24 protein-coding genes are annotated in these 22,826 nt (G+C 38.7%); 9 read left to right on the plus strand and 15 right to left on the minus strand.

Going from position 1 to position 22,826, the window contains the following annotated elements:
• Positions 1 to 17 precede the first annotated feature (17 nt).
• Both O1Q80_RS07125 and O1Q80_RS07130 read right to left on the minus strand, forming a co-directional pair.
• Positions 18 to 1,313, minus strand: coding sequence for an NCS2 family permease (locus O1Q80_RS07125; protein WP_386686293.1), 1,296 nt, complete (start codon positions 1,311 to 1,313; stop codon positions 18 to 20).
• A 36-nt stretch (positions 1,314 to 1,349) separates the two neighbouring features.
• Positions 1,350 to 2,306, minus strand: coding sequence for an oxidoreductase (locus O1Q80_RS07130; RefSeq protein WP_386693958.1), 957 nt, complete (start codon positions 2,304 to 2,306; stop codon positions 1,350 to 1,352).
• Positions 2,307 to 2,367: 61 nt separating this feature from the next.
• Here O1Q80_RS07130 and ybaK point away from each other — a divergent pair, with 61 nt between their 5' ends.
• Positions 2,368 to 2,853, plus strand: a complete 486-nt coding sequence (gene ybaK, locus O1Q80_RS07135) for a Cys-tRNA(Pro) deacylase (protein WP_386693960.1) — start codon at positions 2,368 to 2,370, stop codon at positions 2,851 to 2,853.
• Positions 2,854 to 2,973: 120 nt separating this feature from the next.
• Complete coding sequence (locus O1Q80_RS07140) at positions 2,974 to 4,182, plus strand: IS256 family transposase (RefSeq protein WP_386693962.1); 1,209 nt, start codon at positions 2,974 to 2,976, stop codon at positions 4,180 to 4,182.
• Here O1Q80_RS07140 and O1Q80_RS07145 read toward each other — a convergent pair.
• The 12 genes from O1Q80_RS07145 to O1Q80_RS07200 form a co-directional block, all read right to left on the minus strand.
• Positions 4,165 to 4,302, minus strand: coding sequence for a hypothetical protein (locus tag O1Q80_RS07145; RefSeq protein WP_386693964.1), 138 nt, complete (start codon positions 4,300 to 4,302; stop codon positions 4,165 to 4,167). The two genes, O1Q80_RS07140 and O1Q80_RS07145, sit on opposite strands and share 18 nt — an antisense overlap.
• The gene (locus tag O1Q80_RS07150) at positions 4,299 to 4,547 is read right to left on the minus strand and encodes a hypothetical protein (RefSeq protein ID WP_386693965.1); all 249 of its coding nucleotides are present in this window, start codon (positions 4,545 to 4,547) and stop codon (positions 4,299 to 4,301) included. Before O1Q80_RS07150 ends, O1Q80_RS07145 begins: the two co-directional genes overlap by 4 nt.
• Positions 4,548 to 4,652: 105 nt before the next feature.
• The gene (gene tyrA, locus O1Q80_RS07155) at positions 4,653 to 5,780 is read right to left on the minus strand and encodes a bifunctional chorismate mutase/prephenate dehydrogenase (RefSeq protein WP_386693968.1); all 1,128 of its coding nucleotides are present in this window, start codon (positions 5,778 to 5,780) and stop codon (positions 4,653 to 4,655) included.
• A gap of 29 nt (positions 5,781 to 5,809) precedes the next feature.
• On the minus strand, positions 5,810 to 6,868 hold the full coding sequence (locus tag O1Q80_RS07160; protein WP_386693970.1) for a 3-deoxy-7-phosphoheptulonate synthase: 1,059 nt from the start codon (positions 6,866 to 6,868) through the stop codon (positions 5,810 to 5,812).
• 250 nt (positions 6,869 to 7,118) lie between these two features.
• Entirely contained in the window at positions 7,119 to 7,712 is a 594-nt protein-coding gene (locus O1Q80_RS07165) for an NAD(P)H-dependent oxidoreductase (RefSeq protein ID WP_386693973.1), read from the minus strand.
• A complete protein-coding gene (locus O1Q80_RS07170; RefSeq protein WP_386693122.1) occupies positions 7,712 to 8,170 on the minus strand; it encodes an NfeD family protein in 459 nt (152 codons plus the stop codon). Before O1Q80_RS07170 ends, O1Q80_RS07165 begins: the two co-directional genes overlap by 1 nt.
• Positions 8,171 to 8,179: 9 nt before the next feature.
• Positions 8,180 to 9,100: an SPFH domain-containing protein gene (locus tag O1Q80_RS07175; protein WP_386693976.1), complete on the minus strand. Its 921-nt coding sequence runs from the start codon at positions 9,098 to 9,100 to the stop codon at positions 8,180 to 8,182.
• 40 nt (positions 9,101 to 9,140) lie between these two features.
• Positions 9,141 to 10,592, minus strand: a complete 1,452-nt coding sequence (modF, locus tag O1Q80_RS07180; protein WP_386693978.1) for a molybdate ABC transporter ATP-binding protein ModF — start codon at positions 10,590 to 10,592, stop codon at positions 9,141 to 9,143.
• A 101-nt stretch (positions 10,593 to 10,693) separates the two neighbouring features.
• A complete protein-coding gene (locus O1Q80_RS07185; protein WP_386686317.1) occupies positions 10,694 to 11,536 on the minus strand; it encodes an OmpA family protein in 843 nt (280 codons plus the stop codon).
• 181 nt (positions 11,537 to 11,717) lie between these two features.
• The gene (gene sohB / locus O1Q80_RS07190; protein ID WP_386693979.1) at positions 11,718 to 12,779 is read right to left on the minus strand and encodes a protease SohB; all 1,062 of its coding nucleotides are present in this window, start codon (positions 12,777 to 12,779) and stop codon (positions 11,718 to 11,720) included.
• A 66-nt stretch (positions 12,780 to 12,845) separates the two neighbouring features.
• Positions 12,846 to 13,613, minus strand: coding sequence for an ABC transporter permease (locus O1Q80_RS07195; protein WP_386693981.1), 768 nt, complete (start codon positions 13,611 to 13,613; stop codon positions 12,846 to 12,848).
• 1 nt (position 13,614) lies between these two features.
• Positions 13,615 to 14,541 (minus strand): ABC transporter ATP-binding protein, encoded by a 927-nt coding sequence (locus tag O1Q80_RS07200; RefSeq protein ID WP_386693984.1) that lies wholly within the window; start codon positions 14,539 to 14,541, stop codon positions 13,615 to 13,617.
• A 191-nt stretch (positions 14,542 to 14,732) separates the two neighbouring features.
• Here O1Q80_RS07200 and trpE point away from each other — a divergent pair, with 191 nt between their 5' ends.
• From trpE to trpCF, 7 genes are all read left to right on the plus strand, one after another.
• Positions 14,733 to 16,274 (plus strand): anthranilate synthase component I, encoded by a 1,542-nt coding sequence (trpE, locus tag O1Q80_RS07205; RefSeq protein ID WP_386693985.1) that lies wholly within the window; start codon positions 14,733 to 14,735, stop codon positions 16,272 to 16,274.
• Positions 16,275 to 16,284: 10 nt separating this feature from the next.
• Complete coding sequence (locus O1Q80_RS07210; RefSeq protein WP_386693988.1) at positions 16,285 to 16,863, plus strand: aminodeoxychorismate/anthranilate synthase component II; 579 nt, start codon at positions 16,285 to 16,287, stop codon at positions 16,861 to 16,863.
• 9 nt (positions 16,864 to 16,872) lie between these two features.
• Positions 16,873 to 17,259 (plus strand): tautomerase family protein, encoded by a 387-nt coding sequence (locus tag O1Q80_RS07215; RefSeq protein WP_132302453.1) that lies wholly within the window; start codon positions 16,873 to 16,875, stop codon positions 17,257 to 17,259.
• A 26-nt stretch (positions 17,260 to 17,285) separates the two neighbouring features.
• On the plus strand, positions 17,286 to 18,287 hold the full coding sequence (gene trpD, locus O1Q80_RS07220) for an anthranilate phosphoribosyltransferase (protein ID WP_386693989.1): 1,002 nt from the start codon (positions 17,286 to 17,288) through the stop codon (positions 18,285 to 18,287).
• A gap of 115 nt (positions 18,288 to 18,402) precedes the next feature.
• Entirely contained in the window at positions 18,403 to 18,633 is a 231-nt protein-coding gene (locus O1Q80_RS07225) for a hypothetical protein (protein WP_386693991.1), read from the plus strand.
• Entirely contained in the window at positions 18,620 to 18,994 is a 375-nt protein-coding gene (locus O1Q80_RS07230; RefSeq protein ID WP_386693993.1) for a type II toxin-antitoxin system VapC family toxin, read from the plus strand. Before O1Q80_RS07225 ends, O1Q80_RS07230 begins: the two co-directional genes overlap by 14 nt.
• 17 nt (positions 18,995 to 19,011) lie before the next feature.
• Complete coding sequence (gene trpCF, locus O1Q80_RS07235; RefSeq protein WP_386693994.1) at positions 19,012 to 20,439, plus strand: bifunctional indole-3-glycerol-phosphate synthase TrpC/phosphoribosylanthranilate isomerase TrpF; 1,428 nt, start codon at positions 19,012 to 19,014, stop codon at positions 20,437 to 20,439.
• Between the two features lie 59 nt (positions 20,440 to 20,498).
• Here the strand turns inward: trpCF and O1Q80_RS07240 are convergent, their stop codons facing one another.
• Complete coding sequence (locus O1Q80_RS07240; protein ID WP_386693997.1) at positions 20,499 to 22,784, minus strand: TonB-dependent hemoglobin/transferrin/lactoferrin family receptor; 2,286 nt, start codon at positions 22,782 to 22,784, stop codon at positions 20,499 to 20,501.
• Positions 22,785 to 22,826: the final 42 nt, after the last annotated feature.

Below are 22,826 nucleotides of genomic sequence, written 5' to 3' on the forward strand. Positions count from 1 at the left end.
ATAGCTCCCAGTAGTAATTACCCTACCCAAATAAATTTAATTAGAAATAAAATTGATACGACCCATACTGAAGCGTTAATTTCTTTGAAACGTCCCGTACAGGCTTTCATTATACAGTAAGTGATAAAACCAAAGGCAATCCCTTCCGTAATGGAATAAGTAAATGGCATCATGGCAGTGGTGATAAAAGCAGGAGTTGCTTCGGTTAAATCGTCCCATTTCACTTCAATTAAGCTAGATGCCATTAAAATTCCCACAAATACCAAGGCACCAGCCGTTGCATAAGAGGGGACTAAACCTGCTAATGGTGAAAAGAAAATGGTTAATAGGAATAATATGCCAACGACAACCGCTGTTAAACCTGTACGACCGCCGACAGATACGCCTGAGCCACTTTCAATATACGTACTGATCGCAGAAGTTCCCATAAATGATCCTACCATAGCAGAGGTACTATCCACTAATAATGCTTGTTTCATTCGTGGAAAACGACCCTTTTCATCGGCAAAGCCCGCTTTGGTAGTTACCGCAATTAAAGTACCTGATGAGTCAAATAAGTTGACTAATAAGAACGAGAAGATGATGCCGAGTAAGCCAACATCAAATGCACCTGCAATATCCACTTGCCCCACCACGGAATCTAAACTCGGTGGCATGGATATTACACCGCTAAATTTTACCGCAGGGTCAAAAATCAAGGCTAATGCTGTAATTACTACAATAGACACCAATACGCCAGAATGTACGCCTTTGGCAGATAACACCACGATGATGAAAAAGCCTAAAATGCCCATTAGGATTTTCGGATCATGTAAATCACCTAATGCAACCAAAGTCGCTTCATTTGGTACGATTAAGCCCATATTTTTAAACCCGATTAAGGCGATTAATAAACCAATTCCAGCCCCAATCCCAACACGTAAACCTTTTGGAATGGCAGACATAAACCAGTAACGGATTTGTAGTACAGTGAGCAAAAATAAGCCAACTGAACCTAAGAAAATCGCCCCCATACCTACTTGCCATGAATAGCCAAGTTTTAACACTACAACATAGGCAAAAAAGGCATTTAATCCCATTGCTGGGGCAAGGGCTATGGGTAAGTTACTAAATAAGCCCATAGCAATGGTACCAAAAGCGGCAATTAAACAAGTCGTAACAAACACAACTTGGGTATCCATGCCTGCCACGCCTAAAATAGAGGGGTTGACAAATACGATATAGACCATCGTGAAAAAGGTGGTTATCCCTGCTATCACTTCGGTTCTGGCATTACTGCCCTTTTGTTTTAGCTGAAAAAGTTTTTCGAGCATAGTGGTTCCTTAACGTTGAAAATGATTGGTTATAGATTAAAATTTTTGATGAATTTTTGCTAATAAACGTACGGCTAAAAAGGCTAAATTAAAACGTTGTTCATCAGCAACCGTCCAAAATTCTACGCCATTTTCCACCGCAGTTAAACTGTTAATATGTAATTTTACCGCTTCTTCTGTACTTTCTTTTTCACCATTTAAGACGGGAGTCATCAAATTTCCTTCAAATTGAATAAAATCATTCTGTTGCCATTGTTGTTCTAATCGCTCCGTATCAATCTCATAATCAGAAAGTGCGGTGATTTTTTGAGCCATTCCGTAAAAAACGGGGACTTGAATAGCATGAAATATCGTATTTAACCCTGGGAAAATCTTAGCTAATTGATTAGAAAAATGGCTAGTTTGCGGGAATACATCAAAAGCTAGACGTTGCTCATTGTCATCTAAGGGAATTCCGTTTAATAATCTCGCGGTCTGTCCTGCCAACTTACCGACCGTTTCTGCATTTTGATAAGAGGCTGGTAACAACGAAGTGATCATCACTTGATTGAGAGGAATTTGTTGAACTAATGTTGCCAATGCCAATGCTGTTTGAGTAACTTGTGGATTAGGTAAAGCAATAATATTATGCGGTAAAATTTCGTTAATTTGCTCATCGTTAACACTTGGAACTATCACTGGCACACCTGAAATTTCTGCACAAACCCCTAATACATCAATCACTTTACAACCAACCTCTACCGCATTGGCAATATGTGGAGCAAGAGTAGGTTCACCAGCAAATAATACATAATCAAAATCAGCCCAATTTACACTATCCATTGCAACTTGAGGCACTGTTTTATTATTAAAACGTACCCCTTGTTCTTCGTTGAAAGGATAAATTTCCACAATAGATAATTGGTTAATTTCTAATCCACTATTTTGCAAAAAATCAGCTATTTTTTCACACAGCTCAAATTCTGCTGCAATAGCGATATTTAATTTATTCATTTTTGGTTCTCATCGTAATAAAATAACGGCATATTTTAACTTGTTTCATGAAGAAAAGAAAATGACACCCGCCATAGATTTACTAAAAAAACAAAAAATTGCTTTTACTTTACACACCTACGATCACGATCCGCATAATACCCACTTTGGTGATGAAGCAGCGGAAAAACTCGGCATCGATCCAAATCAATCCTTTAAAACCTTATTAGTGGCAGAAAATGGCGATCAAAAGAAACTCGCTTGTTTTGTATTGCCAACAGCCAATATGCTTAACCTGAAAAAAGCAGCGAAAGCTATTGGCATAAAAAAAGTAGATATGGCAGATAAAGAATTTGCTCAAAAAAGCAGTGGCTATTTAGTGGGTGGAATCAGCCCTTTAGGACAAAAGAAACGGCTAAAAACCGTTATTGAACAAAGTGCGGTGAATTTTGAAAAAATTTTTGTTTCGGGCGGAAAACGGGGGTTAAGCGTAGAACTTGCCCCACAAGATTTAGCCAAGGTGCTGGGGGCGGAATTTTGGGATATAGTGGATGAAAATCACCCTTAACGAGGTGAATTTTTGGGGTCTGTTTTATGTCCAAAAAGCAGATCCCAATTCGCGAGCCTATAACAAAATTTGTGTAAATACCTGTTTCTGAGATAATAACCAAAAACAGGTATTTTCATTATGAATGAACAACAAATTAAATTATTAGCGAATGAATTAGCTAAAAACCTCAAAACGCCAGAAGATCTCAATCAGCTTTCTCGAATGCTGAAAAAAATCACCGTGGAAACCGCTCTCAATACTGAGCTTACCGAACATCTCGGTTATAAGAAAAATCAGCCAAGAAAGGCTAAAAATAGCCGAAATGGTTATAGTCAAAAAATCTTGCTCACCGATGAGGGGGATATTGAACTCAACATTCCCCGAGATCGTGAAAGCACCTTTGAACCCCAAATTATTAAGAAAAATCAAACTCGCATCACGGGTATGGATGAGCAAATCATTGCCTTATATGCCAAAGGGTTAAGTAATCAAGAGATTGTTGATTCGTTTAAGGAATTTTATGATGCCGATGTTTCACCTAGCCTAATTTCTCGGGTGACTGATTCAGTCAAAGAACGCATTATTGAGTGGCAAAATGAACCCCTTAATGCGGTGTATGCCATTGTTTATTTGGATTGTATCGTGGTGAAAGTTCGCCAAGACGGACGCATTATCAATAAAGCCGTGTTTGTCGCTTTGGGCGTGAATCTGGAGGGACGCAAAGAGCTGTTAGGGCTGTGGATCGCCGAAAATGAAGGGGCAAAATTTTGGTTAAACGTACTAACCGAGCTTAAAAATCGTGGCGTACAGGATATTCTGATTGCTTGCATTGATGGTTTAAAAGGCTTTCCTGATGCGATTAATACGGTCTTTCCTGAAACGAAAATTCAGCTTTGTATCGTGCATATGGTTCGTAATAGTTTGAAATATGTCACTTGGAAAGATTACAAAGCCGTGACAAGGGATTTAAAGCTGATTTATCAAGCATCTACGGAACAGGTAGCCCTACAGGCACTGGCTAATTTTGAGCAAAAATGGCAAGCAAAATACCCCTTAATCGCCAAAAGCTGGCAGACTCATTGGGCAAATTTAGCCACGATTTTCAGCTATCCTGACGATATTCGCAAGGCAATTTACACGACAAATGCGATTGAATCGTTGAACAGTGTGATTCGGCGAGTGATTAAAAAACGAAATGTCTTCCCGACAGACGAATCTGTGATTAAAATAGTGTGGCTTGCGATTAAAAATGCGTCTAAAAAATGGTCAATGCCAATCCGAAATTGGCGAGCAGCATTGAACCATTTTGTGCTAGAATTTGGTGATCGCTTAAATGATCACCTTTAAGTGAAATTGGTGTTTACACAAAATGTGGGATAGGCTCCAATTCGCCCAAATCACTAATCCCGTAAAAATACAACTCATTAATGCCAATGTACCACCAACACCAATTAACCACCAATTCATAAACTTTCCCCTTTATTTAATAATTCCATTCTATCCCCTAGATAGGCATTAATCAAGCCCGTTGTCCAAAAAGTCAGACCAATGACTATAAGAAATACAGCTTCTTGTAAATCAATATTATCATGAGCCAATACAAAACCAATCAATCCTACACCAGCTATTGCCCCAGCCTTACGCAAATCATCCGCTATTCGTTTTAATGTTTCTGTATGAATTTTATAAAAACAAGACCTTACCCGTATCATTTTGGCTTCCTATAAAGTTTAATAGATTTTGGGCATTCTATTTTATTCAAGGTTTTTAGCCAAAATTTTATTTATCATTTTGGAATAGCGATCACAAATAATACTCTAACTATGCTGCCGACTATCATTTGCCTGTTGTAATAGCTGGCGGCTTTCTTTCATAAATAGATCGGAATATTCACCAAACCACTGACTTACCTTATTAAAGGTATCAATAAAACCCTGTTTATCGCCTGTTTCAAAGAATTTTAGACTCTCTACATAACTTTCTTTTAGGCTTTCAATCACGGCTAAATTTTCTGGTTTATCCATAATAATATCCGCATATAATCCGCCATCTTGGGCAAATAAACGCCCGATCATGGCTAATTCTAAGCGATAAATGGGTGAAGACAAGGCTAATAAATTGGCTAATTTTACAGGTTGCTTGGATAAATGTAAGCCGTTAGCAAAGGTCGAAAAATGGCGTAAGGCTTGAATATAGGTCATACTATGATCGTGTTCCGCAGCATCTACCTGATAAATTTTCGCTCCCCATATTGCAATTTGATCTAACAGCCATTGATAACGTTCAGGATAACGCCCATCACAACGCACCACCACCTGTTTCGCCATACTGGCGATATCAGGACCAAACATCGGGTGTAATCCCACTACTGCCCCATGATGAACTTCCAACATTTTGTGTAGTGGCTGACGTTTAACCGATGTTAAATCCGTTAATAGCATATTTTCGGTTAAATAAGGTTGTAGGCGTTCAATTGTTTCTAAGGTGTTAGCAATCGGCACACAGACAATAACGACATCAGAATTTGCCAAAATTTGATCCGCACTTTGCCAATCTTGACGACCTAATATATCAACTGCATAACCTGATAAACGTAAGAAACGAACAAATAATCCACCGAGTTTACCATTTCCCCCTACCACTACGATTTTTTTGATTTCAGGGTTGACGGTTTTAAAACCAAAATCATTTTCACTGGTATAGGATTCACGCATCACTCGGCGTAAGACATCTTCAATCAAATCTGCTGGCACCCCGATTTTTTCTGCTTCTTGACGGCGAGCTGCTAACATATCTGCCTCACGTTCAGGTACATAAATTGGCAAACCGTGTTGGTGTTTCACTTCACCGACTTTTTTTACCAACGCAAGGCGTTTAGCAAACAGCTCAATTAATTCGCTGTCTAGGGTATCAATTTCATTTCTTATTTCTTTTAATACGTCCATTTTATCTTCCGTCAGAACTCAAGTGCGGTCTATTTTACTCGATTTTTTAAATCGTCTGCAATTTTACGTAACAGGCTATCGGTAGTGTCCCAATCAATACAGGCATCAGTAATCGACACACCATATTGCATCTCACTAACAGGCTGTTCCGCACTTTGATTACCTGCATTAATATTACTTTCCAACATTAACCCAATAATTGAACGATTTCCATTCATAATTTGTTGTAAGCTATCTTCTGCGACTGCGGGTTGTAGGCGGTAATCTTTATTAGAATTGGCATGACTACAGTCAATCATAATCGCCGTTTCTAACCCTGCTTTTTCTAACGCCTGTTCACATTGTTGGACAAATTCCGCTTGATAATTAGGCACTTTACCACCACGTAAAATAACATGACCGTCTGGATTGCCTTCGGTGTGTAATAAATTCACCTGTCCTTTTTGATTAATCCCAATAAAACTATGTTGCATTGAAGCGGCTTTCATGGCATTAATGGCGGTCGCTAAACTACCGTCTGTGCCATTTTTAAAGCCAACTGCCATAGATAAACCTGAAGCTAATTCTCGATGAGTTTGTGATTCCGTAGTTCTTGCTCCAATCGCTGACCAACTGAATAAATCCGCTAAATATTGTGGGGTAATCGGATCTAGTGCTTCGGTAGCCAATGGTAAACCCATTTCGGCTAATTCGAGTAATAATTGACGAGCAATATGCAAACCATGTTCTACATCAAACGTACCATCAACTTTCGGATCATTAATTAACCCTTTCCAGCCTACGGTAGTGCGAGGTTTTTCAAAGTAAACACGCATCACAATATAAAGCTGATCTTGTAGTACATCAGCAAGCGCTTTTAAACGTTTGGCATAATCTAACGCTGCCATAGGATCATGAATAGAACAAGGTCCAATCACCACCAATAAACGAGGATCTTGTTTGTGAATAATATTTGAAATATCTTGGCGATGTTGTTCAATCCGTTGACGTAAATGTTGCGGTAGGGGTAATTTTTGTTTTAATTCGGCTGGGGTAATTAAGACTTTTTCATCTACAATATGGACGTTATGGATACTGTCTTTGTTCATTTTGGATTCCTTGTGTAAAAAATTAATTACATACAATGTAAACAATAAAATACATTATAATAAAATAAATAGCAATCTTTTTCCTTGCACTAACGTACAAGGTTATGAATATAACGATGCTCCGCATCTTTTCCAGATAAAAAAAGCCACAGCGTGGCGTTATATAAATAACCCCGTACGTCAGTACGGGGCTATCAGTACAGGGCTATCAGTACAGGGCTATCAGTACAGGGCTATCGGTGCAGATTGATCAAACTGCGGTCAAATTTTTCAAGGTTTTTTCAGCCACTTCTGTCAACATAGCTTTACGTTCTTGATCGCTAATAATATGTAAATCCCCAAATAAACGATGTTCAATATCGGTAATACCACAATAATTAAACAAACCATTGACCAAACATACATCTAGTGCTTGTGCAAAACCTTTGGCTTGATAAACCTCTACATTATTACCAATATTAATAAAGTGTTGCATTTTCTTGCCTTGTAATAATCCTACTGAACCATTTTCTCCAGTTTGATAAGCAAAACCATGAGTAAAAACTCGGTCTAAATAACCTTTGAGAATAGCAGGAAATCCCATCCACCATACGGGATAAATCATGGTAATCAAATCTGCTTGTTGAATAAGTTTTTGTTCATAACTCACTTCTTCAGGAATAATCCCTTGCCAGACACCTTGCATTTCCTCATAAGACAATACGGGATCAAAATTTAATGCGTAAAGATTTCTTACCACCGTATTTGCCCCAAACTGCTGGCTAACTTCCATGACGGTGTCTGCCATTGCTTTAGTAAAACTATTGCTATTAGGGTGAGCAAAGATAATTAAATGCAGTTTCATTAATTCACCTTTTGAACTATTAATGTAATGCCTTGTACGGTAAGCACTTTAATCCTATCTCCGACTTGTAACATTTCATTATGTGCCTGTTGGATTCGCCAAGTTGTATCACCGAAATGCCCTCGACCGATACCATTATCATTGATTTCCCGAACAATACCGACTGTGCCAAGCATGGCATGATCTCGTTGATTTAAGTGAGAATGTTTTTCATCAACAAGATCTTTTTTATGCTGATATTTCCACCAAAGTACGCTTAATATTGTCGCTAAAATAGCATAAATAATACCTAGACTGGCTAAGGATAATGCGGGAAATACTTGCATAATCCCCGCCACAACAATAGCTGCCAATCCCCACCACAGTAAGAAAATACCTGGGATTGCAATTTCTGCAATTAACAACACAAAACCTAAAATTAGCCAATGCCATACTGTCCAAGTGGCAAACCATTCCATAACAGCTCCTTATTTTTTATCACCTTTTAATAATTCGGTAATACCTGCTATAGACCCCATTAAATTACCTGCTTCTAAAGGCATTAATACCACTTTGCTATTATCTGATCCACCGATATGTTTTAGTGCTTCAGTGTATTTTTGAGCAATAAAATAATTAATCGCTTTGGTATCCCCATTGGTAATCGCCTCAGATACCATTTGAGTGGCTTTGGCTTCCGCTTCAGCAGCACGTTCACGAGCCTCGGCTTGTAAAATCGCTTCTTGTTTTTCCCCTTCGGCACGCAATATTCGAGATTGTTTCTCCCCTTCTGCACGTAAAATCTGAGCTTGACGAACCCCTTCCGCTTCTAACACTTCCGCCCGTTTATTCCGTTCTGCTTTCATTTGAGCATTCATGGCTTCACTTAATTCACGCGGAGGACGCACATCTCGAATTTCAATCCGAGTCACTTTCACGCCCCAAGGATTGGTCGCTTCATCCACAATCGCCAATAAACGTCCATTAATACTATCTCGTTGCGAAAGCATTTCATCTAATTCCATACTCCCCAACACAGTACGAATATTGGTCATTACCAAATTGACTATCGCCTGTTCCAAGTGATTGACTTCATAAGCGGCACTACGTGCATCGATCACTTGCACAAAGCATACCGCATCAATGGACACATTGGCATTATCTTTCGAAATCACTTCTTGTGATGGAATGTCTAACACCTGTTCCATCATATTAATTTTACGACCTACACGATCCACAAAAGGAATCACAAAGTTCAAGCCTGGTGAAAGGGTTCTGGTATAACGACCAAAACGCTCAATGGTCCAGTGATAACCTTGTGGTACGGTTTTTAAGGTTGAATATAAAACAAACGCAACTAAAGCAATAAACACAATCGTTGCGACAGGTAAGCCATCGTAAAATTCCATAATAATCTCCTTATAAAAAATTCAGCAAAACTATAGCATTTTACACCGCAGTTTGTACATATTGATAGCCATTTTCTTTTGGCACAAATTCAAAAATATGGGTGATACATTGCGGTGCATCTTGATCTTGATGTGATACAAATAATAATTGTGTCGCACTATTTTGCACTAATTGATCGATAAAATTTTTCACTAACGCTCGATTTAACCCATCTAACCCCTGCAATGGTTCATCTAAAATTAACACAGGCGGATATTTCACCATTGCTCGAGTAATTAACAATAACCGCTGCTGCCCCCAAGAAAGTGAACGAAATGGCTTTTTCGCCGAGTTAACCAAATTGATTCGTTCTAGCCATTGCATCGCTTTCACTCGCAAGGCATCGGGAGTGCGTTGATAGACACCAATGCTATCAAAAAAACCTGAAATAATCACATCTAATACAGAGCAATTTACCCGATAATCCATGTGTAGTTGACTACTTACGTAGCCAATATTGGATTTAATTTGCCAAATACTTTCCCCCGTACCACGTTGACGACCAAATAACCGCACAATATTACTGTAAGATTGTGGATGATCACCTGTAATAATAGAAAGTAAAGTCGATTTTCCTGCACCATTAGGTCCTTTAATCCACCAATGTTGCCGTGGTAATACTGTCCAAGTTAATTTATCTAAAATAATTTTATCCGCATATTGAATAGTCACATTTTCCAATTCAAAGTGCGGTGTATTTTGATCGAGTTTTTGCACTGGCGAAGCACTTTCAGGTAAAGGTACATCAATGGCATTTTCAGCATAGTGTAATTGTTGAAAAATACTATGCTGCTCTACTTCCGTTCTATTTCCTTGTAAAACAAGTTCGCAATGCTCCAACAAGGCAATCTGTTTAGCCGTGGGCGGAATATCGTTAAAACGATTAATAATCAGCAATAATGTGGTTTGTTTAGATAAAATATCTAATAGCGATTGCCAATCTTGCACCGATTTTTGATCTAGTCCCTCAAAGGGTTCATCTAAAACCAGTAAATCTGGTTGCTGCACTAAGGTTTGAGCTAATAGGATTTTGCGACTTTCACCTGTAGAAAGGTGCATGAAAGGACGATCTAATAGTGGCGTAATACCAAGCATTTCTGCATATTGTTGACATAATTGATGATGATCCGAACCGTTTAAAATAGTTTGGCGAGCGGTTTTACCAAAATCATCAGGGCTAATACAATCATTATTCCGATCACGGAAAGTTTGTTCTAAAATTTTTTGCTGTTTTTCAAAAGAAAATTGCTGAATATTACTAAAAGTATTTTCATATTGCCCCGAATAAACAGGAATTTTTCCCTCAATCACTAAAGAAAAAGCCGTTTTACCACTCCCATTACTTCCCACTACAACCCAAAAATCACCTTGTTGAATTTGAAAGTGCGGTATTTTTAAACGATTTTTTTGATTTAATAAGAATTCGGCTTGTTGAATATTGACTTTCTTCATGTTTAATATCCTATATTTTCATACCAATATCCATACTATCTAACTAACAGATAAAAGAAAAGGCTAAACCAAATGTTTAGCCTTTTCATTAATCAACAGAATTATTTTTGATAGTAAGGAGCTGGACCTTTAAAACCTGCTACCTTAGCTGAACCTGATTGATCTGATGTACCTGATGATTTAATTACTACACGGCGATTAGGGTGTAAACAATCTCTTAATGCTTGACCTTTTTCACCGTTACAGGCTTTAACTTGATTTGCTTTACCATGTCCTGTTGCTACAAAGTTAGCTTGAACACCTTGTTCAATTAAACGAGCTTTAACACGGTCTGCACGACGTTGTGATAAATCTAAGTTATAAGCATTAGAACCTAAACGGTCGGTATAACCATCAATAGAAACGTCTTTCGCACCTGATTTAATTAATTGTGCTGCAACATTATCTACTACTTCTTTACCTTTAACAGTTAACACATCTTTATTAAAGTCAAATAAGAAATCACCGCTTAAATCAAATGATGTGCTACCATTACAGCCATTTGGATACCAGAAGAAACTTTGTGCATTCATGTTTTTATCAAATAAAATTTTATATTGACAAATTTTGTGAACACCGTTTTCACGATAATTAAAGGCGTAATCCCATTCACGCACACCGAATAAACCTTCAGCGAAATGTGGACGACCTAACAAGTTATATAATTGGTCTTTATTCATGCCACGTTCAACCATACGAACATTATCCCAGTTTGGCCATGAACCAAATTGTGAACCATCATGGTTAAAACGTGCTTTATCAATATCTGGCCATACTAAATTAGCGATGGCTTGATCTGTTGTTTCACCTACGGGTCTTCCCTCGTCAGGTACATCACTTAAATTTCCGCAAGCTACTAATGTAGTTGCCGCAATAGTTGATAATAAAAAATGTGATAATTTCATTCGTTTTACCTTAAATAATGTTTTCATAATCCTAAAATACCCAATTACAGTGAAACGGAGAAAAATAACTGCCCTATAACATATTTATTAAACAATCACTATAATTGAATGGTATGGTAATATGAAAAAATCATAAAGTAAATCAAATTTCTCTACATAATAAAGATTTTTTGTAAAGAAACTAGCCAAAAGTTCTCACATCACGTTTTAACCAATTAACCAACAGATTATTGGCACTTTCTTCGGTTTGTTTACCCAGTTTTTGTAACAAAGATTTCTTCTGTTTATATTGCACGCCGAGTACAGATTTTTCACCCATCGCTTGCAAAATCACATCATCGCTGGTAGCAATTTCATCGATCAAATGTAAATCCAAAGCTTGTTGACCAAACCAATGTTCACCCGTGGCAATTTTCGCCACATCTAACTGCGGTCGATGTTGTGCCACAAATTGTTTAAATAATTCATGGGTTTCTTCCAATTCTTGTTGGAATTTTTGTTTGCCCTTTTCAGTGTTTTCACCCAAAATAGTCACCGTGCGTTTATATTCACCAGCCGTCATCACATCGACATCGACATCGTGTTTCTTCAATAAACGATGAATATTCGGAATCTGTGCTACCACCCCAACAGAACCAATAATCGCAAAGGGAGCAGAAATAATACGATCTGCCACACAAGCCATCATATACCCCCCACTGGCTGCCACTTTATCCACCACCACCGTGAGTTTAATCCCTTTTTGTTTTAAACGAGCAAGCTGTGAAGCCGCTAAACCGTAGCCATGCACTACGCCACCTGGGCTTTCTAAACGTAATAACACTTCATCTTTTGCAGGATCGGCTACTTGCAAAATGGCACTAATTTCTTCACGTAATGCCGTGGTTTCAGATGCCTGAATATCGCCTTTAAAATTCAACACATACAAAGTCGGTTTCGCATCTTGTTCGACAACTTCACCTTTTTTACGTTTGGCTTTCAAGGCTTTCGCTTTAGCTTTTTCCGCCTTTTTCTCGGCTTTTTCTTGCTCTTTTAATTCATCTTCCGTTAAATGAAAATCACGCAATTTTTTGCTGTTATCCTCATATTGTTCCGATAAATCGGTAATCTCCAATTCACCATGGGAATGAGCAGATTTCTCTTTTAACGCCATAATCACGGCGACAATCCCAGCAATCACTAATAAAATGGTTAAAATTTCTAAAATAAAAATCCCATAACCAATTGCAATTTCAGACCACATCTATGTTGTTTCTCCTATAAAAAATCCATTAAAATACACCGCACTTTCGGGAAGCTAAACTCAATCCTAACTACGCAACCCAATACCACGGCTAATTAAATAATAAGCCATTCCGTATAACACAGAAATAAACAATATCAATACCGTAAAAGTATAAACCAACGGCACATCGCTGATGCCTAAAAAACCATAACGAAAACCATTGATCATATACACAATCGGATTTAATTTCGATACACCTTGCCAAAATGGCGGTAACAGGGAAATCGAATAAAATACTCCCCCTAAATAGGTTAACGGCGTTAACACAAAGGTCGGAATAATACTGATATCATCAAAAGATTGGGCAAAAACCGCATTTATCAAGCCCCCTAAAGAAAAAGTCGCTGTGGTAAATAACAAGGTTAAGGCAATCACACCCCAAGAATGAATATCAAAAGATACAAAAAATAATGACACCATGGTGACTAATATCCCGACCAATAACCCACGCACCATACCACCTGCCATATAGCCTAAAATAATAATATGGGGAGATACTGGCGAAATCAGCAGTTCTTCCACGTTATGTGCAAACTTCGTGCTATAAAAAGAAGATGCCACATTACCAAAAGAATTGGTTAATGATGACATCATAATCAAACCAGGCACAATAAATTGCATATAACTAAAGCCTGCCATATCACCAATTCGACTACCGATTAATTGCCCGAAGATCACAAAATATAAAGTCATGGTAATCACTGGCGGAACCAATGTTTGTAGCCAAATTCGCATAAAACGGCTAATTTCTTTACGTAAAAGGGTGTAAAACGCCACCCAAGCTAATTTCATGTTATTTATCCCCTATTACCTGTTTATTTAACGCCATTCTGACAAATAATTCTTCTAATCGGTTGGTTTTATTCCGCATACTTAGTACCTGTACCTGTTGTGCAGTAAGTTGGATAAACAAGGAATTTAGTCCTTGTTCTCGGTGTACTTCCACTTCAATAGAATGTTGCTCTAACGCCCTTATCTTATAATCTCTAATTTGTGACAACGTCGCATTTTTATCTAAATCCAGAATAAAGGTTTCAGTTTCTAGTTTCGCCAGCAAATCTTTCATTGCCATATTTTGCACTAATCGCCCTTGCTGAATAATCCCGATATGGCGACATAACATTTCCGCTTCTTCTAAATAGTGGGTGGTTAAAATAATGGTGGTACCTTGCTGATTAATTTCCGCCAAAAACGTCCACAAACTACGGCGTAATTCAATATCCACGCCTGCGGTTGGTTCATCTAAAATCAATAATTTAGGTTGGTGCATTAAAGCCCGTGCGATCATCAAACGGCGTTTCATACCACCCGATAATTGCATGGCTCGCTGATTGCGTTTATCCCATAAATCTAATCGTTTTAACCAAATTTCAGCACGCTGCAGGGCATCTGGACGCGTAATCCCATAATAACCCGCTTGATTAATTAAAATATCAATCACTTTTTCAAACTGGTTAAAATTAAATTCCTGTGGCACTAAACCGATACATTGCTTGACTAAATTCAACTGTTGATCTAAATCATAGCCAAACACTTTTACCGTACCACTGGTTTTATTCACCAACGAACTAACAATCCCGATGGTAGTCGATTTCCCTGCCCCATTATGTCCCAGCAACGCATAAAAATCGCCACGTTCTACGGTTAAGTCAATCCCATGTAACGCTTTGACACCATTTTTATAGGATTTAGTTAAACCTTTTATTTCTAATGCAAACATTTGCGTTTACCTTTTTTGTTATTCTTCTTATTTCAAGCCGACTATGATAACGTTTTTTACAAAATCAGGCAAAAAACACCGCACTTTTTCTGCCCTATTTTCGGGTTATTCAAGAAAAAATAATAATTCCCCTTGACAAAATTCTTTTGTACTAGTTTAATAGTACAAAAGAATTTTAATAAGGATATTTTATGTTTCAACCTTATATTCAGGTACTGAATAAACAAGTAGATTATCATCTTGATCTCACCCAAGTGCTAACCACCCTTTGTCCACCCAATACGAATAGTTTACTGCTCGAAAGTGCGGAGATTTCTAGTAAAAATAGTTTAAAAAGTTTGTTACTGATCAATGCGGCAGTAAAAATTTCTTGCACAGGACAAATTGTCACATTTAAAGCATTAACAGATAATGGAAACACCGTTTTAATTCACCTTGAAGAAAAGTTACAGGGTTTAGCTATACTCACAAAACTTAATCAAACTACCCTGCAAGCAGAATTTGCGGCACTCGATCAAAATCTTGATGAAGACAGCAAATTACAATCTGCCACCGTGTTTGACGGACTTCGTCAAATTGCTACGCTTTATTCTCATAGTCAAACGCCCATTTTTTTAGGCGGATTATTTGCCTATGATTTAGTGGCAAATTTTATTCCAATGGACGGTATTCAGTTACAAGATGATGGTTTAACTTGCCCCGATTATGTCTTTTATTTAGCAGAACATTTACTGCGTTTTGATCACCCAACCCAACAGGCGACATTGCAAACTTTCTGTTTTAATTCCAAAGCATTAGCGGATTTGCAACAAAGTACGGTGAAAATTTCGCAAGATTTACAGAACTTGAAACCGTTACCCACCATTCAAAAAGCGGATACGCAGGTACAAATTAATCACGATGATGACAAATTTAAACAAATTATCACCGCACTTAAACGTCATATTTATGACGGTGATGTATTCCAAATCGTGCCATCTCGCCGTTTTTCGTTGCCTTGTCCCAATACGCTGGCAACCTATCGTCAGTTAAAATTGAACAATCCAAGCCCCTATATGTTCTTTATGCAAGATGATGAATTTACCCTATTCGGAGCATCACCTGAAAGTGCATTAAAATATTCGGCGGAAAATCGCCAGTTGGAAATTTACCCGATTGCAGGATCTCGCCCACGGGGATTTGATGCCAATGGTCAGATCGATCCTGAACTTGATGCTCGTTTAGAATTAGAAATGCGATTAGATCATAAAGAATTAGCCGAACATTTGATGTTGGTGGATTTAGCCCGTAACGATATTGCTCGAGTCTGCGAAAGTGGTACACGTCAAGTGTGTGATTTAATGCAGGTCGATCGCTATTCACATATTATGCACTTGGTTTCTCGTGTAGTGGGTAAACTTCGCCCTGAATTAGATGCCTTACATGCTTATCAAGCCTGTATGAATATGGGAACGCTGACAGGTGCACCGAAAATTAAAGCCATGCAGTTGATTTATCAATTTGAGCAAGAAAAACGCCATAGCTACGGCGGTTCGGTGGGCTATTTAGGTTCAGACGGCAATTTCGACACTTGCATTGTCATTCGTTCCGCCTTTGTACAAAATGGCATAGCACACGTGCAAGCAGGTTGTGGCGAAGTGTTGGATTCCGATCCACAAATGGAAGCGGACGAAACCCGCCATAAAGCTCGTGCGGTGTTAAATACCATTATTCAAACTAACCAACTCGCATAAGGAACAAATTATGGCAACTATCGTATTTTTAGACAATTTTGATTCCTTTACTTACAATCTAGTGGATCAATTCCGCACGCTGGGGCATAACGTAAAAGTCTATCGCAACGACTGCGAGCTGGATTTTTTAACCAAAATCTGCCTTGAACCTGACAGTATTTTGGCACTCTCTCCCGGACCTGGTATACCTGCTCAAGCTGGCAATATGCTTGCCTTAATTGAGAAAGTCAAAAATCAAGTGCCGATTATTGGGATTTGTTTAGGACATCAAGCCTTAATTGAATCTTTCGGTGGCAAGGTGGTTCATGCAGGTGAAGTGTTACACGGCAAAGTGTCAAAAATCAACCATGATGAACAAGCCATGTTTAAGGATTTACCTAATCCGATGCCCGTGGCTCGCTATCATTCCCTAATGGGAACCGAATTACCCGATGAATTAATCGTCAATGCAGAATATAACCATATTATTATGGCAATTCGTCACCGCACCTTGCCAATTTGTGCCTTTCAATTTCACCCTGAAAGTATTTTAACTGTTCAAGGTGGAAAATTATTAGAAAATTCAATTCATTGGTTAGTTAACCGATAAGGGGAAATTATGATTATTGTTTATGGTTTAAAACACACGCTTGCACCACGAAAACAGCAGATTATGCAGGCAATTTACGATTGCTTAAATATGCAACTGGATATTCCCCCACGTAAACATACTTTACGTTTTATCGGCTTAGAACGAGAAGATTTTTTCTGTCCTGAGGGGCGAACAGACGATTTTATTGTGGTTGAAATTAACCTGATGCAAGGGCGTTCTGAAGATACCAAAAAACGGCTAATAAAAATGCTGTTCTGTGAATTGGAACAACGGGCGGATATTAATGCCATTGATGTGGAAATCACCATTAAAGAACAACCGCCACATTGCTGGGGTTTCCGTGGTATGACAGGTGATGAAGCCAACGACTTAGCTTATAGTATTTATCGTTAAACCTCTTTTTACACAAGGAACACATTATGCAAATTGAACAACTATTATCCCAACTCTTTGAAAAACAACCATTAAGCCAAAAACAAGCAGAACAACTATTTAACGCTGTTATGCACGGTGAATTAGCTAATGAACAATTAGCTGGGGCATTAATTGCCTTAAAATTACGTGGTGAAACACCAGAAGAAATCAGTGGTGCAGTCAATGCTGTGGTGGCGAATGCTCAACATTTCCCTACCCCACATTATGATTTTGCCGATATTGTCGGAACAGGTGGCGACGGTGCCAACACTATTAATATTTCCACTGCCTCTGCCATTGTGGCTGCCAGTCTTGGCTTTAAAGTTGCCAAACACGGCAATCGTAGTGTATCGAGCAAAACAGGGGCTAGTGATGTATTGAGTGCGTTAGGCGTAAATATTGCGATGAGTGCTGAAACTGCACGCAAGGCATTAGATGAAACCAATATTTGCTTTTTATGGGCGCAACAATATCATCAAGGTTTTAAATATGCTGCTCCAGTTCGCCAAGCCTTGAAGACTCGCACATTGTTTAACATTCTTGGTCCACTATGCAACCCTGCTCGCCCAACGCATCAATTATTAGGGGTGTATTCGCCAGATTTAATCAAACCTTATGCGGAAACGGTAGTCCGTTTAGGCGGTAAAAATACCATTGTGGTACATGGTTCTGGTTTAGATGAAGTGGCGATTCACGGCAAAACCGATGTGGCAGAAATACGTCACGGCGAGATTACTTATTACAGCGTAACCCCTTATGATTTCGGTTTTGAACCACAACCACTAGAAAGCCTACGTGGGGGTGAACCCGCAGAAAATGCACAATTTCTCACCGCACTTTTACAAGGCAAAGGCAAAGCCGAACACGTTCAAGCCGTGGCAATGAATGTGGCAATGTTAATGAAAGTGTTTGGTCATCAAAATTTAAAAGCCAATGTGGAACAGGTGCTTGGCGTGATAACTAGCGGTAAACCTTATGAAACTTTGGTAGCATTAACAAAGTATTAGGATAGCACCACATATCATGGTGAACAGACAACAGATAATTGAAAAAATCATCCCTAAAATAAGTTGTTTTTTTCATTTTGTGTTAGAATGAAATGGAAACTCAAGGAGATAAATCATGAGCCTAGACTTACCATTACCCATTGAACAAATGATTATTAAAAATGCACAGCATAACGGATTAAGCGTTACCAATTATCTTGCCAAATTAATTGCTCAAGATAACACGAAGTCTGTTGCTACCGAAAACCCAATGATAATGCGAGCAAAAAGTATTGTAAAACCAACCAGTTATGAACAATACGATGCCGTCACACTACAACGAATGATGCGTGATGAATGGAATTAAATATTTACTAGATAGCTGTTTTATTATTCGTTGGCATGAACAACGAAACGAAGTATTCGAAATAATTCAGCATCTTGACTTACGTTATGAGCAATGTGCTTATAGCGTAATTAGCTATGCAGAATTATTTAGTTGGCAGCACCTCACGGAGATAGATGAACAAGGCTTACGTTATTTACTCACAGATGTGAGAAAACTTCCCCTTAATGATGAAGTCATTGAAGTGACTATCCAAATTCGCAAGCATCACAAAATAAAACTCCCCGATGCACTTATACTGGCTACGGCTAAAACTTACGGCTTACAATTAATTACCCTTGACGAGAAATTACAACGAATTTGGACAAGCGAAGTACATTAAAAAGAAAAAGACAAAATATGAAAATATTAAATTTAGATCACAGCCCAACCATTCTACAAAAAATCGTACTAGACAAACTCCAATGGGTTGAGCAAAAAAAAGTGGAATTTCCTTTAACGGAATTTCAACAAAAAATCACTAATTCTGACCGCAGTTTTTATCAGGCATTAGCACAAGGCAATCATCAACAACCTGCTTTTATTTTAGAATGTAAAAAAGCCTCGCCGTCTAAAGGCTTAATTCGTGCCGAATTTAATTTGGCAGAGATTGCCAATGTGTATAAACATTATGCGACCGCTGTTTCCGTACTGACTGATGAAAAATATTTCCAAGGCGATTTTGCTTATATTCAGCAAGTGCGAAATATCGTCAGCCAGCCCGTGTTATGCAAAGATTTTATGGTCGATGAATATCAAGTTTATCTCGCCCGATTCCATCAAGCAGATGCGATTTTATTGATGCTTTCCGTGGTAGATGATGAAACCTACCAAAAATTATCTCACCTTGCTCATCAGCTTGGCATGGGAGTATTAACCGAAACCAGTAACGAAGCGGAATTTGAACGAGCTTTAGCTTTAGGGGCAAAAATTATCGGGGTAAATAACCGTAATTTGCACGATCTCACGGTGGATTTAAATCGGGTAAAATACTTGGTGGAAAAATATCAACATCAGATCCCAGCCGATACCCGAATTATCAGCGAATCAGGGATTTACACGCACGCTCAAGTGCAACAGCTAAAATTTGTATCACACGGCTTTTTGATTGGCAGCAGTTTAATGGGAAGTCACGATTTAAATAACGCCGTACGTTCGGTGATTTTCGGCGAAAATAAAGTGTGCGGTTTAACTCGTCCGCAAGATGTGCAAGAAGCCTACAACCAAGGTGCCTTATACGGAGGTTTAATCTTTGCGGAAAAATCCCCTCGTCAAGTCAGTCTTAGACAAGCACAAGAATTAGTCACCACTGCCCCACTGCGTTTTGTCGGTGTTTTCCAGAATCAAGAAATTGATTTTATCGTGAAAATTGCCAGCCAACTACAACTTTTTGCGGTGCAATTACACGGTTCAGAAAATGCCGAATTTATCACCGCACTTCGTCAACAATTACCTGAAAATATTCAAATCTGGCAAGCGGTTTCGGTGGATATTGAAAACCAAACTGCGGTGCAAATTGATGAAATTTCAGCGGTCAATCGCTATGTTCTCGATAGTCAAATAGGCAATCAACAGGGCGGTACAGGCAAACCCTTTGACTGGTCAAAAATTCCTGCTGAATTGAAAAATCGCATTATGCTGGCAGGTGGGATTAGTCCAGAAAATATCGATCTTGCCTTACAACAAGGCTGTTTAGGGTTAGATTTAAATTCAGGCGTGGAAAGTGCCAAAGGCATAAAAAGTGCGGAGAAATTGACCGCAGTTTTTGATAAGATTCATCGCTATTAATGAATGAATTCAGCTCTCTAAAATAACCCTATCTTTGCAGCGAAAGATAGGGTTATTGTTTAGAATCGCATTTCAATAGATGCGGCAAAATTACGACCTGGTGCATAATAACGTTCCAGCCCTTTGCCTTCTTTATCCACCGTATTTGTCGTGCTAGCTGTAATATTAATACCACGTAAAGCATCCCAAGTATGATATTTACGGTTAAAAATATTGTAGGCTCCAGCACGCAATGTAATGTTTTTATTCACTCTCACAAAACCGAACACATCAAATAAAGTCGCAGAGCCATTTAACCATGGATAATCCTTTGTCTTGCCTCGAGGATCATTATAGGCATTCAGAATTTGAGCATCTTTGGCTTTTTTAGCACCAAGATATGTCCAACGTGCAGAAAATCCCCAACGATCATCAGGATCGTCGTAACCAAAGCCTAAAATGACTTTAATTGGCTGAATGGAAAGTAAGCTCAAGTCAGTATCATACAACTTACTTTTACTATACCCCATGGATCCCATTGCATTCCAACCTTGTGGCACGCTGTTCCAAATACCATGTAAGTTAAGTTTTCCAGTGAAATCAAATCCCATAATGCGAGCTTTATCCAAGTTTTGTGCTTGCTGGAACAAGGTTTCAGCGTAACCATTGGTTTCCGTTGGGCTACAAAGTTCGCCACAGCTTACCCAAGCGACAGTTTCTCGTTCATATAAGAAATCTTTGTAGCGAGTATGGTAAGTATTCAATGTAGCTGAGCCAAATTCACCATTAGCGGAAAGCTGAATGGCGTTGTTGAAACTTAATTCTGCTTTTAATTTTGGATTGGCTAGCCAGTTTCCAGATAGACTTTTGAAAGTAAAATACATTTCAGAGGCTGACGGTACACGGTAACCACTGGACAAACTATAACCAATTCGCCAAATATCATTAATTTGATAATCCAAACTGCCGCTAGCACTTAACCCTTGAAATTCCGCACCTTTCGGGGTGGTTTTCTCACAAGCATGGCAGACTTCATTCACATCTTGTGGGGTCAATTTAGTGTAATCATAACGAATACCAAATTTACTGCTCCAAGTATCATTCCATTGCACTTTATCTTGCAAAGAGGCATAAAAGTTAATGGTTTTCACTGGATTTTGAATGGTATAAGGCAATACATAGGTTTGATTTTGGCTCGGAAACTCAATGGTATCAATATTTTGATTATAGAAACGCTTGTCCGATAAGCCCATGCGTAAAGAGAATAAATGGGTACCAAAACGTTCCCCCAATGACACGCTATCTGCACGCAAAGAAATCCGATTAAAGCGGCTACGCATCCTGCGATCGTACCATTCAATTAAGGAAATATTACGATAGGTTTTGTAATTTAACGCCTCAACATTCGTGCGTTGCCAGTCGTAATCCAATTTGACATAAGCCAAATAATCACTGACAGGGAAATATTCGTAGGCTACGTTTAAATTATCACGGTGGGTTTTATCGGTGCTGTTACGGAAAAAACTGTCTAATAAAGCATAGGATTTTTCATCATTCTGCGCCCAATTTCTTGCGCCTGTATAAGACACACTAAATTTATGGGTATCGTTGAGTAAATACGACAGTTTGCCTAAGAAATTATGATTGCGGTGATTGCTTGGATCGGGAATACCACGAGCATCACCATAAATATCTTCACCATTCCCACGGCTTTTCATTTCTTGACCACGGCGTTGTGAATAAAGCGCCACCGCCTCCCAGCCGTTGTCTTTATAGGCTAAACCACCTGTATTGATCCATTCGTTATTTTTACTGCCGAAACCACTTTTTAACAATACGCCGACTTTATTGCGTTGACCATTTTCATCCGCTGGTAAAATAATATCATCCGCCGTCAAAGTATGATAATTGACGCTGCCGCCGAGATTTCCGCTCCCTGCATTAAAAGAATCTGATCCTCGTACAATATCAATACCTTGCACCAATTCTGGGTCGATCACAATACGCGAACTGTTAAAGTTGCCATAACGTGCATAAAGGGAATTTTCTTCCGAATCGGGCAATGCCACACCGTCAATAATAATCCCGACACGGTTTCCCTCCACCCCACGAATTGCAAAGCCTTTAGTATGGCGACCGTTATCACTGATCCCAACATCTGTGGTATAACGCACCAAATCTCGGCTGTCAGAAACTAATTCATCTTGAATTTGGCGACGTGTTTTTTTGATTTCGCCGTGAATTTTGACGTCTTCCTTGCCTACCACATTAATTTGGTCTAATTGTTCCTCTGCTTGAGATAAAGCAGGGTTAAGTGCTAAGGCAATACAGAACGCACCAAGTGTTAATCTGTATGTCGAACTCATGTATGTTCCTTAATAAATTATCAAGCTAAAAACAAAAAAACG

This window comes from Lonepinella sp. MS14435 (genome assembly GCF_042485795.1).
Classification (GTDB): domain Bacteria; phylum Pseudomonadota; class Gammaproteobacteria; order Enterobacterales; family Pasteurellaceae; genus Lonepinella.

Coding starts and splice junctions, on each gene's coding strand:
- modF (WP_386693978.1), bottom strand. CDS start 10,592: ATGAAGAAAGTCAATATTCAACAAGCCGAATTCTTATTAAATCAAAAA.
- O1Q80_RS07210 (WP_386693988.1), top strand. CDS start 16,285: ATGGCAACTATCGTATTTTTAGACAATTTTGATTCCTTTACTTACAAT.
- O1Q80_RS07200 (WP_386693984.1), bottom strand. CDS start 14,541: ATGTTTGCATTAGAAATAAAAGGTTTAACTAAATCCTATAAAAATGGT.
- O1Q80_RS07165 (WP_386693973.1), bottom strand. CDS start 7,712: ATGAAACTGCATTTAATTATCTTTGCTCACCCTAATAGCAATAGTTTT.
- O1Q80_RS07150 (WP_386693965.1), bottom strand. CDS start 4,547: ATGATACGGGTAAGGTCTTGTTTTTATAAAATTCATACAGAAACATTA.
- trpD (WP_386693989.1), top strand. CDS start 17,286: ATGCAAATTGAACAACTATTATCCCAACTCTTTGAAAAACAACCATTA.
- O1Q80_RS07195 (WP_386693981.1), bottom strand. CDS start 13,613: ATGAAATTAGCTTGGGTGGCGTTTTACACCCTTTTACGTAAAGAAATT.
- O1Q80_RS07170 (WP_386693122.1), bottom strand. CDS start 8,170: ATGGAATGGTTTGCCACTTGGACAGTATGGCATTGGCTAATTTTAGGT.
- O1Q80_RS07225 (WP_386693991.1), top strand. CDS start 18,403: ATGAGCCTAGACTTACCATTACCCATTGAACAAATGATTATTAAAAAT.
- O1Q80_RS07145 (WP_386693964.1), bottom strand. CDS start 4,302: ATGAATTGGTGGTTAATTGGTGTTGGTGGTACATTGGCATTAATGAGT.
- tyrA (WP_386693968.1), bottom strand. CDS start 5,780: ATGGACGTATTAAAAGAAATAAGAAATGAAATTGATACCCTAGACAGC.
- O1Q80_RS07125 (WP_386686293.1), bottom strand. CDS start 1,313: ATGCTCGAAAAACTTTTTCAGCTAAAACAAAAGGGCAGTAATGCCAGA.
- trpE (WP_386693985.1), top strand. CDS start 14,733: ATGTTTCAACCTTATATTCAGGTACTGAATAAACAAGTAGATTATCAT.
- O1Q80_RS07230 (WP_386693993.1), top strand. CDS start 18,620: ATGAATGGAATTAAATATTTACTAGATAGCTGTTTTATTATTCGTTGG.
- O1Q80_RS07160 (WP_386693970.1), bottom strand. CDS start 6,868: ATGAACAAAGACAGTATCCATAACGTCCATATTGTAGATGAAAAAGTC.
- O1Q80_RS07140 (WP_386693962.1), top strand. CDS start 2,974: ATGAATGAACAACAAATTAAATTATTAGCGAATGAATTAGCTAAAAAC.
- ybaK (WP_386693960.1), top strand. CDS start 2,368: ATGACACCCGCCATAGATTTACTAAAAAAACAAAAAATTGCTTTTACT.
- O1Q80_RS07240 (WP_386693997.1), bottom strand. CDS start 22,784: ATGAGTTCGACATACAGATTAACACTTGGTGCGTTCTGTATTGCCTTA.
- O1Q80_RS07185 (WP_386686317.1), bottom strand. CDS start 11,536: ATGAAATTATCACATTTTTTATTATCAACTATTGCGGCAACTACATTA.
- sohB (WP_386693979.1), bottom strand. CDS start 12,779: ATGTGGTCTGAAATTGCAATTGGTTATGGGATTTTTATTTTAGAAATT.
- O1Q80_RS07175 (WP_386693976.1), bottom strand. CDS start 9,100: ATGGAATTTTACGATGGCTTACCTGTCGCAACGATTGTGTTTATTGCT.
- trpCF (WP_386693994.1), top strand. CDS start 19,012: ATGAAAATATTAAATTTAGATCACAGCCCAACCATTCTACAAAAAATC.
- O1Q80_RS07215 (WP_132302453.1), top strand. CDS start 16,873: ATGATTATTGTTTATGGTTTAAAACACACGCTTGCACCACGAAAACAG.
- O1Q80_RS07130 (WP_386693958.1), bottom strand. CDS start 2,306: ATGAATAAATTAAATATCGCTATTGCAGCAGAATTTGAGCTGTGTGAA.